Source organism: Streptomyces sp. NPDC059477, assembly GCF_042749375.1.
GTDB lineage: Bacteria > Actinomycetota > Actinomycetes > Streptomycetales > Streptomycetaceae > Streptomyces.
In genome coordinates this window covers 76,989-91,863 of sequence record NZ_JBHYUG010000008.1, presented here as the reverse complement: position 1 = coordinate 91,863, position 14,875 = coordinate 76,989, and the positions used below count along the sequence as shown (strand labels likewise).

Below are 14,875 nucleotides of genomic sequence, written 5' to 3'. Positions count from 1 at the left end.
CGGTCAGTGCGCCCGATCCCCGCACTCCGCCGGGAACAGGACGGAACCCGGCGGCACTTCACCCGGCTGCCGGGCGATCACCCGCAGGCACGCTTCGGGGGAGCCGTCCACGGGCGGGTACAGCAGAGTGAGTTCACTCAGCGGAGTGCCGGCATCAGCGCGATGCGTCTCCGCCAGGTGCACGCCGTCGGGAAGACGGCCGGCCAAGATGCCGAAGGCCGCCGTGTCGCTGCCGTCGGCGACGCACTCGCGGACCTCGAAACGCCAGTGCACGGCCGCGTCGGCCAGCAAAGACCTGCCCCTCCTGCCCAGCCCGGCAAGGAAATCGGTGCGAGCCCGCAACCGGTGGGCGATGGCACAGCACAGCGGAACCGCGGAGCCGTCAGGAACCACCACTCGCGTGTACCCGGCATGCGGGTGGCACGACAGAGCCTCGTCGATCAGCCCCAGCGCGGTGGCCCCCGCCGCCGGGTGACCCAGCTCGGCGATGTCCAGCAGCAGCGGCACCGCGACCACGGCCGCCGGGAACACCGCGCCGCTGTGGCCGTGAACAATTCCACCCCCGCCGAGCCAGGAGCCCGCCTGCGCCGCCTGTAGCAGATTCGCCGCCTCGGCCAGGGCGCGCAGACCCTGGACGGCACGATCCGGTTCGTACCAGTCGGGGTGCCCCGGTACGGAACCCCAGTCCACCGCGTCGATCTCGTCCAGCACAGCGGCATCCTCGCACGAGGCCGCCGACCCGGCTGTCCCGGACGGAGTCGCCGTCGCCAACTCCGGCCGCTAGGTTGCTCTTTGACCTTTCCTCGACCCGACCGGAGGGCAACGCATGACGGAGATCTCGGCTGCCTCGATCGCAGCGCGCAAGCGCATCAAGACCGACCAGCCGCACACGGCCCGGATCTGGAACTACTGGCTGGGCGGCAAGGACAACTACGCGGTCGACCAGGCCGCCGGGGACCAGATCCGCGAGCTGCATCCCGGGATCGGCGACTACGCCCTGGCCGACCGGCTGCTCCTCGGTCGGGCCGTGGGGCATCTCGCGGGTGACTGCGGGATCCGGCAGTTCCTCGACATCGGCACCGGCCTGCCCACCGCCGACAACACGCACGAGGTCGCCCAGCGCGTCGCACCCGAGTCCCGCATCGTCTACGTCGACAACGACCCCATCGTGCTGGCCCACGCCAAGGCCCTGCTCACCAGCACGCCGGAGGGACACACGGCCTACCTCGACGAGGATCTGCGCAACGTCGACGCGGTGCTGGAGCAGGCGGCGAAGACGCTGGACCTCGGCAAGCCCGTGGCGCTGATGCTGCTCGGCGTCGTCATCTTCATCGAGGACGACGAGGAGGCGTACGGCATTGTGCGGCGGCTCATGGACGCGCTCCCCGCGGGCAGCCACCTCGTCCTCACCCACACCATCACCCGGCCCGACATGCCGGACGTCGACTCGGCGGTGGCCTTCTGGAACGAGCACGGCACACCCAAGCTGACTCAGCGCACCCCGGCCGCCATCACCAGGTTCTTCGACGGGCTGGACCTCCTTGAGCCGGGCGTGGTGTCCTGCAACCGCTGGCGCCCGTACGACAGCAAGGCCGAACTGCCCGCCGAGGTGGCCATGTTCGGCGGAGTCGGACGCAAGTCCTGACCCCCCTTCGCTGTTTCGGCCGGTTGCGCAAGCCCCTCCCGGACCTCCACCACTCGGACCGAGCCCCGTTCGGCAGCGCGCCGCAGACGTCGTCAGCCCTCCCGGTCCCGGAGCACCGCTCGCGCCGGGAGGGTGACCGCGAGCAGGGCGAGGCCCACCGCGGCGGCGACGAAGGACCCGTACACCAGCGGGGGTACGTACGGGGACTCGCCGGTGAGGCCGCGCGTCATCGGGGTCAGCGTGGCCGCGGCGATGGCCGTGCCCAGGACGACGCCTGCCACCGCCACCAGCAGGCCCTCCCAGCGCAGCATGTCCATCACCTGGCGCCTGGTGGCGCCGACCAGGCGGAGCATGCCGAGTTCGCGGCGGCGGTCGAGGACGGTCATCACGAGGGTGTTGGCGGCGGCGACGGCGGCGAATCCGCCCAGGACGCCGGCCATGGTGTAGTTGGCCCAGGCGTTGAGCGCACGGTCGGTGGACTGCTCCACCGCGTAGCCCGACGCATCGGCGACCTCGCCCAGCGCGGCCAGGGCCTGCGCGTCTCCGCCCCGTACCAGCAGTGTGCTGTCGAAGCCCGACGTGACATGGGGGGCGAGGGAGGCGCGGTCCATGGTCACGGCGGCGAGGCCGAGCCCGCGGCCGTACACGGCGACGACCTCGGGGCTGGCCCTGGTGCCGTCCGGGAGGTACATGGGCAGCTTGTCGCCGACCGTGACCTTCGCCGACGTGGCGAGGGTCCTGTCGATGGCGACGCGGCCCTTTCCGACCTGTTCCAGGCTGCCGGTGCGCACATCGAGATCCTGTACCTTCGCGAGCTGCGCGCCGGTACCGGAGATGCCCTGGGTCGCCGCGCCCTGGAGCCACCGGTCGCCGCCCGATCCGACGGGCACGAGCACCTGCGCGTCGAGCAGGCCCACGGCCACGTCGACGCCGGGCGCGCGGGCGGCCCGGTCGACGGCCCCGGCGGGCAGCCCGGCGGGATGCGTGATGACATGGTCGGCGGTGACGCCGGCGCGCAGTTGCTCCGCGGCGACATGGCTCTCGCTGGTGTGCAGGAAGGCGAGCGTCGACGCGAAGGCCATGGCCAGCACGATCGGGGTGATCGCGGACGCCAGTCGGCGGGCGTTCGTACGGGAGTTGGCGGCGGCGAGCCCGGCCGCGGCGCCACCGCCGCGCAGCGGAAGCCCGAACAGCGCCGCGCACAACCGCGCCACCAGCGGGCCGAGCAGCGCGACGGCGAGCATGAACAGCATGACGACGCCCAGGGCGGCGTTGGCCGCGTCCTCCCCGGCCGAACGGGCGGCGACGACGCTGAGGAACCCGCCGCCGACCAGGGCGCCCAGGCCCAGCACGGTACGGATCACGCCCGGCCGCAACCGCTCCACCGACGCCTCGGTGAGCGCCTGCCCCGGCTTGATCTTCGCGCCGCGGCGCCCGGCCGCCCAGCCTGCGGTGAGCGCGGTCAGCAGCCCCGTACCGACGGCGACGACCAGCGGAATCCAGGAGACGTGCAGGTCCACGGCTTCGGGGATCGCCCCGCGATCCTTCAGCTGCCCGAACCACCAGTGCGCGAGCCCGATCCCGGGCAGACAGCCCACCAGTCCGGCGAGCGGCGCGACGAGCAGTGCCTCGGCGGCGACCGCGCGGCGGATCTGCCGCGGTGTGGCGCCGACGGCACGCAGCAGCGCGAACTCCCTGGCACGCTGGGCGACGGACAGCGCGACCGTGCCGGACGCGGTGAAGACGGCGACCACGGCGGCGATCCCGCCGAAGGAACCGCCGAGCCCGGTGAGTATCTCCTTGGCGTACCCGAGCCCGCGGTCCTCCAGGGCACCGCGGTCGTCGCCGGTGTGCACCTGGGCGCCGGAGCCGGCGAGCGCCTTCTCCACGGCGGCGGCGAGCGCGTCGGTGTCCACCCCGTCCTTCGCGAGTACGGCGATGGCGTCGGCCTTGCCCGGATGCCCGGCGAGCGTGGCGGACTGGGCGTCGGCGAACCAGGCTGTGGCGCCCTCGGCAGCCGTGTCGCCGGACCCGGCCCTCGCCAGCCCGGAGACGCGGAAGTCGCCCCGCCCGATGGCGGTTTCGAGCGCGACGATGTCACCCACGCCTGTCTGCGCGGCCCGTGCGGCGGCGGCGTCGAGCACGACCTCGCCGGTACGGGGCGCGGTCCCGGCGGTGAGCGCGGTGCCGGTGAAGGCGTGCGATCCCCAGCCGTGGCCCGTCAGCGCGGCGTCGCCCTGGCGCACCGGGAACGTGAAGTCCGCCACGGCCGCTTCCGCGCCGGGCGCACGGGCCGCCCTGTCGGCCAGCGCGGCGTCCACGCGTGCCGTGTCCGGCATTGGGTTCACCGACTCGTAGCGGCTGTCGCCGCTGCCCACGACGAGGCGGGCGTACTGGTCCGCCGCCGCGACGACCGGCGCCTTCGCGTACCGCCCCGGGGGCACCGACGCGCGGGCACCCGTTTCCAGGAGGATGCCGCAGGCCGAGACGATCAGCGCCGCCATGATCAGCGCGACGAAGGTGCCGGCGAACGAGGCGGGCTTGAAGCGCACGGCGGCGCGGGCGAGGCCGTTGGGGGCGAAGCGGGTGGGGACGATGCCGTTGGGGGCGTTGCCGTCGGGGGCGTTGCTCCTCACGCCGCGGTCCCCGCCATCGCGCTCGTACGGGCGGTGAGGTCGGCCATGCGTGCCGTGATCTGCTCCGCCGAGCCGTGGTCGAGGCCGCCCGCGAAGACTCCGTCCGCGAGGAACAGGACGCGGTCGGCCCAGACAGCGGCGGCGGGGTCGTGGGTGACCATGACGACGGTGGCGCCGAGGGTGTCCACCGCGTGCCGGAGCAGGCCGAGGATCTCGGCGGCGGTGCCGGTGTCGAGTGCGCCGGTGGGCTCGTCGGCGAAGATGACGTCCGGGCCGGTGGCCAGGGCGCGGGCGATGGCGACGCGCTGCTGCTGGCCGCCGGACAGCTCACCTGGCCGGCGCTTCGCCTTGTCGGCGAGGCCGACCTGGGCGAGCACCGCGTGCGCCCGGCGGCGGTCCTGACGCTGCCCGGCGAGACGTATCGGGAGCAGTACGTTCTGCTCCACGGTGAGGGAGGGCAGCAGGTTGAAGGCCTGGAAGACAAAGCCGAGGCGGCTGCGGCGCAGCTCGGTGAGCTGATTCTCGCCCAGGCCGGTGATCTCCGTACCCCCGAGGCGCACGGAGCCGGCCGACGGCCGGTCGAGACCGGCGGCGCACTGGAGGAACGTGGACTTGCCGGAGCCGGACGGTCCCATGACGGCCGTGAACGTACCGCGAGGCAGGGCGAGATCGATGCCGGCGAGGGCGTGCACGACGTTGGCACCACGGCCGTACCGCCGCCGGACGCCGCGCAGCTCCACGGCGAGACCGGGCGTGCCCTGGGCCTCCGGCCGGTCGTCCGTCTTCCGCCGTCTGCCGCCGCGCAACCTCATGTCCGTCCTCTCGTGATCTCTTCGAGCCGGTGCTCGTCGAGCTGATGTTCTTGGAGCCGAGGTTCTTCGAGCCGAGGTTCTTCGAGCCGAGGTTCTTCGAACCGATGATTCGAAGCTACGGATCACGGTCATGGCGGACCATGGCGGCTGCTGGCGGATCGGGGGTGGGGATAACCCGAGGCCCGCCATCGGCTTGGGCGCCTTGACGGCAGTGAAGGCGAAGCCGTTACCGTACGCAGGTCCGTCACGGTACGCAGGACCGTGGCCGCGTTCACCGGATGGCGCGGCGGGTGAGAAATTGGGGGATTCATGTCGTTCGAAGAGGAATGGGCCGAACTCCGTGCGGCTGCGGAACAGCGCGGTGCCATGCGGCTCAATGGTGTTCCGGCCGAGGGTGGCGGTGGCGGCGGGGCGCCCGATCTGGTGGTCAACCGGGACGACCTCGGCCGTATCGGGAGCGACGCCTATGAACTGCGCGGGCGGTTGTCCAAGGACGGGGACCATGCCCGCCCCACCACCTTCGACGCGGCGATCGCATTGACCAACGGCGAGTTCGTCAGCGGTTCCGCGCTGCTCAAGGTGCACGACCGCTGGAACACCCATATGAAGACGCTGCTCGATGCCTGTGCGCGGATCTCGAATCACCTGGACTACACGAAGGCTCAACATTCCAAGGACGATGTGAAGATCCAGGGCGAAGTGACCGCGGTCTCCAAGCTCACGGAATACTTGCGGTAGGAAACAGCGGCACTGAGTGTGTTCAAGGCATACGTGAGGTAGCGGGGTCGGGGGAACGGCGACATGCTGAAGTACGAGGACATCATCGACGCCCCGGTGGGCAAGCTGAAGGCTGCCGCCGATGACTGGACCGAGATGACGGCCAAGCTGGAGAAGCTGGCGCGGGACGCCACCGACGGGATGAAGACCCGGGCGGACCAGGCGAGGTGGGAGGGCGTCAACGCGGGCGTCACCAAGGAGTTCATCGCCAAGACGGCCAAGGAGTTCGCGGACGCCGCCGCCGAGGCCAAGGGCGTGAAAATGATCCTTGAGGAAGCCCACATGGCCATCAAGAAGGCCCAGGACGACCTGGTGAACATCCGCGACCACGAGGGGCCGGCGGCCAATATCCATGTGGACGCCAAGGGCAAGGTCACGGCCCGGGAGTCGGTGACGGAGCTGCCCGCGAACCAGCGTGCCCACGACCCGGACTACCCGGATCTGGTGCGCCGGGAGAACGACAACATCGCCGCCTGGCAGCGGAAGATAGACCTCATCGTCGACAACTGCGACGACACGGACGTTGCCTTCAAGAACTCCCTGGAAGCCAACGTCACCGACCGCAAGGACTTCAGCGCCCCGACGTACACGAAGCTGGACGAGGAAGAGGCCGCGCGGGCCGCCGCCCTGGCCGCCAAGGGCCGCGACCTCACCCACACCGAACTCCAGTCCCTCAACGAGTTGCTCAAGGACAACGGTTCATCGGCGACGTTCGCGAAGGGCTTCTACGAGAAGCTCGGCCCCGAGAAGTCCCTCGCCTTCTTCGGTCAGCTCTCCACCGACATCTCCGAGGGCTTCAAGGTCGACCCGCAGAGACTCAAGGACGTCCAGGAACTCCAGCGGAATCTGGGGCTGAACCTGGCGACCGCCTCCCACGACAAGGCGTTCACCGCCGAGTGGGGCCCGGAGTTGCGCAAACTGGGCACGGAACGCATCCCGCTGAGCAAGTACGATGCCAATGGGCCCTTCGGATATCAGCTGCTCGGCGGCATCATGCGGTACGGGAACTACGACGCGAAGTTCCTCAACCCGATCGCCGAGCATGTCGCACAGCTCCACCAGAAGAACCCGGTCATGTTCGCCGAGAACAAGTTGGCGAACAGTGCCAACAAGAACCCGTTCAATCCCTCCGGTGTCAATGGCGCGGGCTATGACCCGATGACCTCCATGCTGGAGGCCCTGGGCAACAGCCCGGAAGCTGCCAAGCGCTTCTTCACCGATCCGCCGACCGCGTACAAGGAGGACGGCACGGTCGACAAGGGCGCGACAGCCGACCTCGGGAAGGCCGACGGCACCCCGATCGACAACTACCTCGACTTCTTCGCGACAGAGAAGTGGGATCTCTTCGGCGACATCAACTCACACGACGAGAAGGAACTCGAAGGCGCCCTCAACCACATGCCCGACGCCCTGGGCAAGGCCCTGGAGGCCGCGACCCTCGGCTATCCCGCCGGACAGCCGGACACCTCGGTGGTCCGGGACGCGGACAACGCCGCGGTCATGCAGCAGGTCATGGAGAAGTACGGGTCGGACGCGGGCCTGCTCAAGCACCAGGAGGCATTGTCCGACAGTCTCGGCACGATGGGTGCCGGGTATGTCGATGACATCAACTGGGCCTTGGAGAAGAACCACCCGGGAAGCGTCTTTGCACCGGGCGACAACGCCGACGGGCGCATCAACTTCGCGAGCACCGAGGCCGGCGACGGACGCAGCGTCGTCCGTGGCTTCCTCAGCTCCCTCGGCCAGCACTCCGACGCCTACGCCACGCTCTCGATCGCCGAGCAGATCTACACCCGCAGCGTTCTGGAGGAACACGCCGTCCGCGCGGACGGCTCGGTCGATATCGGCACAGCCAGGTCCGCTGTACGCGTCGGCGCCGAGGTACAGGGCATGCTCGACCAATCACGTGCCGACCAGATCGAGGCCACGAATCTCAAGACCCACGAGGACTACGAGAAGGCGGTCGAGAAGCGCTCCGGCTGGATCCAGTTCGGGGCAGGCGTCGGTGTGGCGGCGGGCGTTGCCTTCCTGCCGGTGACCGCAGCCGTGGGCACGGCCGCGGTCCTCGTCCCGCTCGCGACGGACACCGCCGGCGGCGTACTGGAACAGGGCATCAGCCAGTTCGTGGGAGACATGTCGCAAAGCTCGATCGACAAGAACAAGGAAAAGATCGACGAACTCAGCGACGCGGAGATGCGTGCGGTCTTCTCGGCGGGTGAGAAACGGGCCCAGGCCCCGATGGAGGACTTCATCGACCATCACCTGAGGCTGCGGGACTCCCAGGCCCAAGACCTCCAGGAATCCATGCTGCTCGGCTACTCCACCGGCAACAGCCGCGAGAACCAGCAGGGCAACGCACCGGAACCGGGCTGAGATCAACCCCGACCGACCGATACCGACAACGCACAGGGACGCAGAGGAACGCTCATGGTGACCATCCTTATGAAGACACGCGGGGTGCTGTGCACCGCCGTGGCCGGTTCACTGGCACTCGCGGTCACAGGATGCGCCGGAGGGGATGACGGGAGCGAAGTGGAGCAGGAGCCCACCGTGTCGGCCGAACGTCTCTGCGGTGGAACGGCCGTGTCCCCTGCCGCGGCCGAGGCCCTCGAAGTCATCATGGGCGTCGACCAGTTCGAAGCCTCAGCCAAGGAGTACACCATCCCGCTCGCCGTCGAGGCCTTGAGGCTCAAGGGCAAGACCGAGGGCACCGGAACGGAGGACATCTGCCGGATCTACACGCCCATTGACGCTCTCACCGAGCCGCTGCGTGTGAGGTGGTGGCTGTCGGACAGTACGGCGACCAAGGACGACGACGTCGCCTCGAAGTTCACCGCGCTCCCGATGGGCAATCTGGCCGGTACCTCAACCGACGAAGCCTTCGTCGCCTTCGACTGCCATGACAACAACAGCCCGCTCACCTCCGTCCCCTACCACATCGACATCTTCGTCGAGACCACGGACCTGCCCGTCGAACCCGAGGGCGACCCCCAAGCGCTCGAAGACGCCTTCGCCACCCTCGCCCACACCTTCGCGGTGGCCATCTCGAAGGAACTGCGCTGCACCGACAACGGCGGGCTGAAGGCCCAGCCGTCACTGACCCCGGCGTAGCCACAGCACACGGGCTCACGATGTCGAGGAAGACAATCCAGCGCGGGTGCACCCTTCTGCCAGGCGACCGAGGCTCAGCAGGGCTTCGGCGAGCGTGACTTGGGTGAGGGCGGTGGCGCGGCGGCGGGCAGGGTTCCCGGGGGTGTTCTGGCGTGGGCGCCGCCGTGCTGCTGCTCGGCCAGGTCGGCGAAGACCGCCGTCCTGGCCCGAAGCGCACTGCCGGTCCAGGCCGGCCGGTCCAGCCCCTCAGATGCCCGCAGTCGCGGTGGGAACTGGCTTCCGGGGTGTGGCTGTTGTCGCGATCGGGGAACGGCATCATGGGCGCCCCATGCCGTGATCCGACGCTCACCGTCACCTCTCCGGGATGGGGCCGACCCGGACTTCGTGTCGCGATATAGCGTTAGTCTTGAGTCGCGCCGCTCCCTGCGTCGCGCGGAGACGTTCGACAGGACCAGGACGGAAGCATGTCGGGAGACATTTCACCCACCGGGAAGCACTCCAGCTCCGGCTCGGACCCCAGCTACGGCCCCGGCCCCGGGTCGTCGCCCGAGCTGCGAGCCTCTCATGCGGACCGGGACCGTGTGGTGGATGTGCTGCGCATCGCGGCGGGGGACGGTCTGCTGACGGCGGACGAACTGGACGAGCGCCTGGAAGTCGCCCTGTCGGCGCGGACGCTCAGCGAACTGGCCCCGCTCACCGCCGACCTGCCCCCCGTGCCGGCCGCGGCCGGCGCGACCGGGGCGGAGGTCAAGGACGTCGTCAAGATCGAGCAGGCTTTCAGCGGCGCGATCGTGCGGGTGGGGCGCTGGGTGGTGCCGCGCCAGCTCACGCTGGCGGTGGCCTTCTGCAACGTGACACTCGACTTCACCGACGCCGTCATCACGCACGACACCTTGCGGATCGACGTGGGTATGACGGGGAAGACCCTGACGCTGATCACCAGGCCGGGCATCCTGGTCGATACAGATGGTCTGCAACTGCTGCACACCAGGGTCAAGCACCGTCAGCCTTCGGCGCATCTTGATACGCCGGTGACTCTGCGAGTGGAGTTGGTCGGTCAGAAGACCCACGGCCGCGTGGTGGTACGGCCCCGGCGCCGGACCTTCGGGCAGTGGCTGCTGCGCAGGCCCGCGTCCCCTTCCGCGGGCGATTGCCCCTTTCACGAGTGAGTTCGACTGGTCGAAGCGGACAACCCGTCAGGCAGCACATGGCTGCCCGAGGGCCGTAGCGCGCCCCGCGAGACTTCATCAGGCGACATGGACAGGTTGAGTCCCTCACACGGTCGCCGCCCGGCTCGCGCCTCAGGGATTGTGGAACTTCACCTCGGGGTTGGCGGCGGTCGGCCCCGACAGCACCGGCTGCGACCTGCCCCGCAGATGCTGGTCGAAGAAGGCGGCGACATAGGTACGGGTGATGGCGACGGCCCGATCCGCGGGCAGCGGCGACTGCGGCAGCCCGAAGTGCCAGGAGATCAGCGGCCCGTCGGAGAACGTGAAGTGGTCCGACCCGGCGACCGTGACCCAGCGCTTCCAGCCGTCCAGGGTGGGCCACATCCGGTCCCACGTGGTGTCGAGACCGCCGGGCCGATGGATGTCGTCGTCGGTGCCGAGCATCATGAACGGCCGTCCGTCGAGACCCTCGGCGGGCAGATCCTCCCAGAAGCTGCCGTCCATGTTGATGCCCGCGTCCACCCGCCGGTCACCGGCCATCGCCGTGGCCGCGCTCGCCCCGCCAATGGAATGGCCGGCCATTCCGACACGCTTCTTGTCGATGATGCCCGCGTGCCGCCAGGCCGGTTTGTCTCCGGTCAGCCGGTCCAGCACGTAGGACACATCCTCGGCGCGCGTCGCGGTCACGACGGCGCCTTTTGACCCGTCGGCCTCCAGCGCCTCGCAGGCGACACACGTCAGCGTCCGTCCACCGGGCACAGAGATGCCGAAGGATTCGTAGGCATGGTCGAGCGAGGCGACGACGTACCCCCGGCTCGCGAGGTCCTCCGCGAGGTTGGTCAGGGTGAAGCGGGACACGCTGAAGCCCGGGGAGAGGAGGATCAGGGGGTACTTCCCCTTCGCGGGACGGGCATCGACCCGGCCATAGGTCCGGGTGGCGCTCAGTACGTCCGCGGGCACGAGCGCGTCGATGCCCTGTCCCTCTGCCAGCAGCCGCGCCTCCTCGACCGTGGAGTAGCGCGCCGTACGGCCGTCGCCCGACCGGGCTGCCGGATAGTGGACGGTGACCATCAGTTCCCGGCCGTCGGCGGTCGGCACCCAGGGGTCGGTGCGGGAACGGTCGGTGAGATGCAACGTCGTCCGACCGACGGAGTGCGGGCCGGTGGGGCGCGGCAGTTGGAGGATGCCGGCCGGGACGGCATCCGTCGTCCCTTGTAAGGTGGCCGCCGGCCGTGCCGGAGCGGCCGTGGCGGCTCCGGCGAACGGCAGCGCGAGGGCAAGGGCGGCAGTGAGCGCGGCGGCGGTGACCACGCGGGTGATGTTTGCCATGGGGAAACGCTAGGTGAGTGCCGGTCCGGGGGCGTCAGACTTCAGTCGTATGTCGCGTACGCCTGTGGGCGGGCGGGGCGGGGCGGCTCGCGGTTCTCGGGGTTGTCCATGTCCGCCGGCCTCACCCGGGAAGGCGCACACCCCGCCCGGTGAGTTCAGGGACTCGGGCTGTCCCTGCACGATCTGGAGTCGATGGCCGCCGCGCTGGGCCGGTACTGGGTCTGCCAGTCGGTCTCGTTCTCCGGGATCAGTCTCAGGGTCTCCTTGATGTCCGCGAGCCAGTCGCTGCTGTCGACGTACCTCTTCACGATCTCGCGCAGTCGTTCACAGTCCTCGCGGTATCCCTTGGGCATGCCGATGCCGTAGTACTGCGGCGGGCCGACCGTCTGGCCCGGCAGTACCCTCAGTCCCTCGTCGGCGTAGTGGTCGGCGAAGCCGTAGAGGATCAGCTGGTCCGTGGACACCGCGTCGGACCGGCCCTCCCGCAGCTCGTCGAAGCAGTCGGAGGCGTCACCTAGTACGTCGAGGTCGATGTCCTCGTACGCCGGACGGGCCAGCACCTGCTCGGACGTGGTGCCCTTCCAGGTGCACACGCTCCGCCCGTCCAGGTCCTCGACGGTATGGATGTCCCCGCCGTCCTTCCCCACGATGAAGCCCTGGTACGTGATGGCGTACGGGCCGACGAAGTCGATCTCCGCCATCCGCTCCTCGGTGATGGAGAACGTGGCGATCACCAGATCAGCCTCCCTCGTGGTGATCGCCGTGACGCGCTCTTCGGACGGGACGTCTATCGGGCGGCTCGGATCTTTGAGTCCCAGTTCGTCCAGGATCCGCGTGCCCAGCAGATAATCAAAGCCCGAGTAGTTGTAGTCGGGTTTGTACGACGTGCCGGGCTGGTCGTTCTTGTGTGCGATGGTGATCCGGCTCCGGCCGAGGAACGTCGGATCCGGATCGCCGCAAGCGGCTGCCGAGGTACCGACCAGGACGACGGCGAGGGCGATGGCCAGAGCGCGGCCCCGCGCCGTCGCCCGCACTCTCACTGAGTCCGTACCGGCGCCGACCGTGGATCCACTCATCTCTTCTTCCCCCTGTTCGTCAGCCATGAAGAAGCGCCCGGTCCACGGAGAAATCCATCAGGCAGCCCCGCAGGGTGTGCACGGTCACGGTGAGGGAGCGCTGGCCGCTCCAGTTCCGGCCGAGCTTCAGCTCGGCGGTGGCGCCGGGCGCGAGGGAGCCGTTCTGGCTCGCGGTGGTCTCGCCGGTGAGCCCGATGTCGAAGGTGGTGTCCGGCAGGCACGACTGGGCCCCGGTCGCGCCTTCCTCGACCTTCATGGTCAGGCGCAGGTTCTCCCGCGCGGTCTCGCTGTGTACGACCACGGTGACCTCGGCCCCGTCGCCGACGGGAGTGCTCGGCCTGACGGTGGTGCTGCCCGTGACATCCACTTCGCCGTACAGGCGCAGTTGCTGCATCAGCGCCAGCCCGATCACCGCGAGGCCGACGCAGGCCCATGAGATACCGGCCCGCAGCCCGCGATGCCATCCGATGCCGTAGAGCGCCCGCCAGAAGGTGGCGGCCAGTGGAAGGAGGAACAGCGTGTACGCCGGGACGAACTGGGTCAGGGGCCCGTCCGGCTGCCGCAGCAGCGCGACGGTGCCGAGGAGGAAGACGAGGCCGCAGGGAATCCAGTTCCACCCGCTCCACTTCTCGACGCCCGTGAAGAGGGAGAGAAACACATTTCCGGCCACTTTGGCGATGCTCAGCGAGCCGCTTCCCTCGCTGCTCGCTCTGTTGTCCTCCCGTGGGAATGTCATCTTCCGTCGCCCTCGCCCTGGTCCCCGGCCCGGTATCCGCCATGCACATCGCCGGTGACCTGGCCGATCGCGATGGCTCCCGGCCCTGTGGCGTGGGCGGTGTTGGTGAAGGTTCCCGGCCGCGTCAGTTCGGCGGTATGCCTGATGTGTCCGAGGAGGGACTCCTGGCTCAGACCGCCCCCGGGGTCAAGCAGCCAGTGGCCGATCGCGGTCTCCAGAGCGGTCCGGTCGGCCGGTTCGAGCCTGCTGACAAGCCCGGCGAACTCCGCGTCCGCCGCGCCCTCCCCCGCCTCCACCGCGTCCCCCTCGCCCGGGCCCTCCTCCGCCCCGCCCGCCTCGCCGCCCCTCTCGCGCCCCAGCGCGCGCATGAGGAACCCGCGCCCCTGCTCCACCGCGCTGTCGGCGACCCTGGTCTGCGCCGAGTCCAGCACGGCCTGCCCCATGGAGGACGCGGTCAGCGCGAGGTAAGGGGTGAGCTGAGCAGCCAGAGACATGAACTCCGTCATATGGGCATCCTTCGTCGCTGTGGGGGGCGGCGCTGGTGTGACCAACTCTGTTACAGGAAACGGGAGTTACCCACAACCGGGGCTATGTAATCAGCCCCGGCTCACTCCGTGACCCAGTGTTGGCCGGTGCGCGCTCCGCCCGACGGGACGGCTCGGGGTCGCCCTCCCCTGCCCCAGATGTCTCAGACTCGACGCCTGTCGCCCACGGGGCGCGATCCAGGACCGTCGCCGCCTGTTCCGATGCGGCCGGCGGCTCTATGCTCCGTGCACAGAACTGTCATGGACACGCCGTCATTGCTCCACCTCACCCCCCACCGAATATGCAGAGCGAGGGACTGGAACATGCTTCGACGTACGTTCGCCGGCGTCCTGGTCGGCGCCGCACTGGCGATGCCGATCACGGCGCTCACGGCCGCTCCGGCCACCGCGGCGGCTGCCGCGGTCACGCTCACCTATGACGACAGTCTGGCCGCGGAGTTCAAGCCCCAGGTCGCGCAGGCCGTCAGCGTCTGGAACACCTCCGTCAGCAATGTCCAGCTCGTGAAGGCAACGGCAGGCCAGCGGGTCAATATCCGGATCACCGCGGACGACGGCTGGCCGCGAGCCAACCTCGGGCCGGTCCGTCCCACCGGCACGGTCACGGTGTGGGTCGGCCGCGAGGGGGTCGACGCGGGCTACAACGCGGTCCGGATCGTCACCCATGAACTGGGGCACAGTCTGGGGCTGCCGGACGTCAAGCCCGGCCCGTGCTCGTCGCTGATGTCCGGCTCGACCGGCGGCGTGAGCTGCAACAGCGTCACCCCGAACGCCAGCGAGGCGGCCAGGGTCGAGCAGAGCTACGCGGGAGCCCTGGCGGCCACGGAGCGCGCTGGAAGTGGCGTGGTGGTGACAGACGCCGCGTTCTGATCGAGTGGCCGGTCATCCAGTTGCCGGAGGTCTGGCGGGCGGTGATCCGGCGGTAATGATCCGCTGGCCGGGGGGGGGGGGGGTAGAGCGCGCCCCCCCCCAGACCCAGGCGCGCGCACACCCCGCCCCGCCCCCCCCGCGGGCCGGCGCAAATCATCGGCGGGCGGGGCGC

Annotated in this window: 13 protein-coding genes and 1 pseudogene; 6 read left to right on the top strand and 8 right to left on the bottom strand. The window is 69.8% G+C overall.

Going from position 1 to position 14,875, the window contains the following annotated elements; translation table 11 throughout:
• Positions 1-3: 3 nt before the first annotated feature.
• Positions 4-711, bottom strand: a complete 708-nt coding sequence (locus tag ACFXAZ_RS06480; protein ID WP_384585922.1) for a hypothetical protein — start codon at positions 709-711, stop codon at positions 4-6.
• Between the two features lie 115 nt (positions 712-826).
• Here ACFXAZ_RS06480 and ACFXAZ_RS06475 point away from each other — a divergent pair, with 115 nt between their 5' ends.
• Positions 827-1,645 carry an SAM-dependent methyltransferase gene (locus tag ACFXAZ_RS06475; RefSeq protein WP_384585920.1) on the top strand — a complete coding sequence of 273 codons (819 nt, stop codon included), beginning with the start codon at positions 827-829 and terminating at the stop codon, positions 1,643-1,645.
• Between the two features lie 92 nt (positions 1,646-1,737).
• Here ACFXAZ_RS06475 and ACFXAZ_RS06470 read toward each other — a convergent pair whose 3' ends face one another.
• The 3 genes and pseudogenes from ACFXAZ_RS06470 to ACFXAZ_RS06460 form a co-directional block, all read right to left on the bottom strand.
• Positions 1,738-4,281, bottom strand: coding sequence for an ABC transporter permease (locus tag ACFXAZ_RS06470; protein WP_384585918.1), 2,544 nt, complete (start codon positions 4,279-4,281; stop codon positions 1,738-1,740).
• A complete protein-coding gene (locus ACFXAZ_RS06465) occupies positions 4,278-5,093 on the bottom strand; it encodes an ABC transporter ATP-binding protein (RefSeq protein WP_384585916.1) in 816 nt (271 codons plus the stop codon). The genes ACFXAZ_RS06470 and ACFXAZ_RS06465 overlap by 4 nt, the downstream gene beginning before the upstream one ends.
• Positions 5,094-5,154: 61 nt before the next feature.
• Positions 5,155-5,199, bottom strand: a pseudogene (locus tag ACFXAZ_RS06460) (hypothetical protein); the annotation flags it as partial.
• A gap of 203 nt (positions 5,200-5,402) precedes the next feature.
• Between ACFXAZ_RS06460 and ACFXAZ_RS06455 the strand changes: the two are divergent.
• The 4 genes from ACFXAZ_RS06455 to ACFXAZ_RS06440 all read left to right on the top strand — a co-directional run bounded on the left by ACFXAZ_RS06455 (position 5,403) and on the right by ACFXAZ_RS06440 (position 10,150).
• Positions 5,403-5,831, top strand: coding sequence for a hypothetical protein (locus ACFXAZ_RS06455; protein ID WP_384585914.1), 429 nt, complete (start codon positions 5,403-5,405; stop codon positions 5,829-5,831).
• A gap of 63 nt (positions 5,832-5,894) precedes the next feature.
• Entirely contained in the window at positions 5,895-8,243 is a 2,349-nt protein-coding gene (locus tag ACFXAZ_RS06450) for a hypothetical protein (protein WP_384585912.1), read from the top strand.
• A gap of 54 nt (positions 8,244-8,297) precedes the next feature.
• Complete coding sequence (locus tag ACFXAZ_RS06445) at positions 8,298-8,981, top strand: hypothetical protein (RefSeq protein WP_384585910.1); 684 nt, start codon at positions 8,298-8,300, stop codon at positions 8,979-8,981.
• Positions 8,982-9,445: 464 nt separating this feature from the next.
• Positions 9,446-10,150, top strand: a complete 705-nt coding sequence (locus tag ACFXAZ_RS06440; protein ID WP_384585908.1) for a DUF1707 domain-containing protein — start codon at positions 9,446-9,448, stop codon at positions 10,148-10,150.
• A gap of 132 nt (positions 10,151-10,282) precedes the next feature.
• Here the strand turns inward: ACFXAZ_RS06440 and ACFXAZ_RS06435 are convergent, their stop codons facing one another.
• From ACFXAZ_RS06435 to ACFXAZ_RS06420, 4 genes are all read right to left on the bottom strand, one after another.
• Positions 10,283-11,479 (bottom strand): alpha/beta hydrolase family protein, encoded by a 1,197-nt coding sequence (locus ACFXAZ_RS06435; protein WP_384585906.1) that lies wholly within the window; start codon positions 11,477-11,479, stop codon positions 10,283-10,285.
• A 155-nt stretch (positions 11,480-11,634) separates the two neighbouring features.
• Entirely contained in the window at positions 11,635-12,555 is a 921-nt protein-coding gene (locus tag ACFXAZ_RS06430; RefSeq protein WP_384585905.1) for a transporter substrate-binding domain-containing protein, read from the bottom strand.
• A gap of 19 nt (positions 12,556-12,574) precedes the next feature.
• On the bottom strand, positions 12,575-13,291 hold the full coding sequence (locus ACFXAZ_RS06425; protein ID WP_384585903.1) for a hypothetical protein: 717 nt from the start codon (positions 13,289-13,291) through the stop codon (positions 12,575-12,577).
• Complete coding sequence (locus ACFXAZ_RS06420; protein ID WP_384585901.1) at positions 13,288-13,797, bottom strand: hypothetical protein; 510 nt, start codon at positions 13,795-13,797, stop codon at positions 13,288-13,290. Before ACFXAZ_RS06420 ends, ACFXAZ_RS06425 begins: the two co-directional genes overlap by 4 nt.
• Before the next feature lie 342 nt (positions 13,798-14,139).
• Here ACFXAZ_RS06420 and ACFXAZ_RS06415 point away from each other — a divergent pair, with 342 nt between their 5' ends.
• Positions 14,140-14,703, top strand: a complete 564-nt coding sequence (locus tag ACFXAZ_RS06415) for a snapalysin family zinc-dependent metalloprotease (protein WP_384585899.1) — start codon at positions 14,140-14,142, stop codon at positions 14,701-14,703.
• Positions 14,704-14,875 lie beyond the last annotated feature (172 nt).

Bases quoted from the DNA above. Each gene is read 5' to 3' on its own strand.
- ACFXAZ_RS06475 (WP_384585920.1), top strand. From the start codon at position 827: ATGACGGAGATCTCGGCTGCCTCGATCGCAGCGCGCAAGCGCATCAAG.
- ACFXAZ_RS06465 (WP_384585916.1), bottom strand. From the start codon at position 5,093: ATGAGGTTGCGCGGCGGCAGACGGCGGAAGACGGACGACCGGCCGGAG.
- ACFXAZ_RS06455 (WP_384585914.1), top strand. From the start codon at position 5,403: ATGTCGTTCGAAGAGGAATGGGCCGAACTCCGTGCGGCTGCGGAACAG.
- ACFXAZ_RS06450 (WP_384585912.1), top strand. From the start codon at position 5,895: ATGCTGAAGTACGAGGACATCATCGACGCCCCGGTGGGCAAGCTGAAG.
- ACFXAZ_RS06445 (WP_384585910.1), top strand. From the start codon at position 8,298: ATGGTGACCATCCTTATGAAGACACGCGGGGTGCTGTGCACCGCCGTG.
- ACFXAZ_RS06440 (WP_384585908.1), top strand. From the start codon at position 9,446: ATGTCGGGAGACATTTCACCCACCGGGAAGCACTCCAGCTCCGGCTCG.
- ACFXAZ_RS06435 (WP_384585906.1), bottom strand. From the start codon at position 11,479: ATGGCAAACATCACCCGCGTGGTCACCGCCGCCGCGCTCACTGCCGCC.
- ACFXAZ_RS06430 (WP_384585905.1), bottom strand. From the start codon at position 12,555: ATGAGTGGATCCACGGTCGGCGCCGGTACGGACTCAGTGAGAGTGCGG.
- ACFXAZ_RS06425 (WP_384585903.1), bottom strand. From the start codon at position 13,291: ATGACATTCCCACGGGAGGACAACAGAGCGAGCAGCGAGGGAAGCGGC.
- ACFXAZ_RS06420 (WP_384585901.1), bottom strand. From the start codon at position 13,797: ATGACGGAGTTCATGTCTCTGGCTGCTCAGCTCACCCCTTACCTCGCG.
- ACFXAZ_RS06415 (WP_384585899.1), top strand. From the start codon at position 14,140: ATGCTTCGACGTACGTTCGCCGGCGTCCTGGTCGGCGCCGCACTGGCG.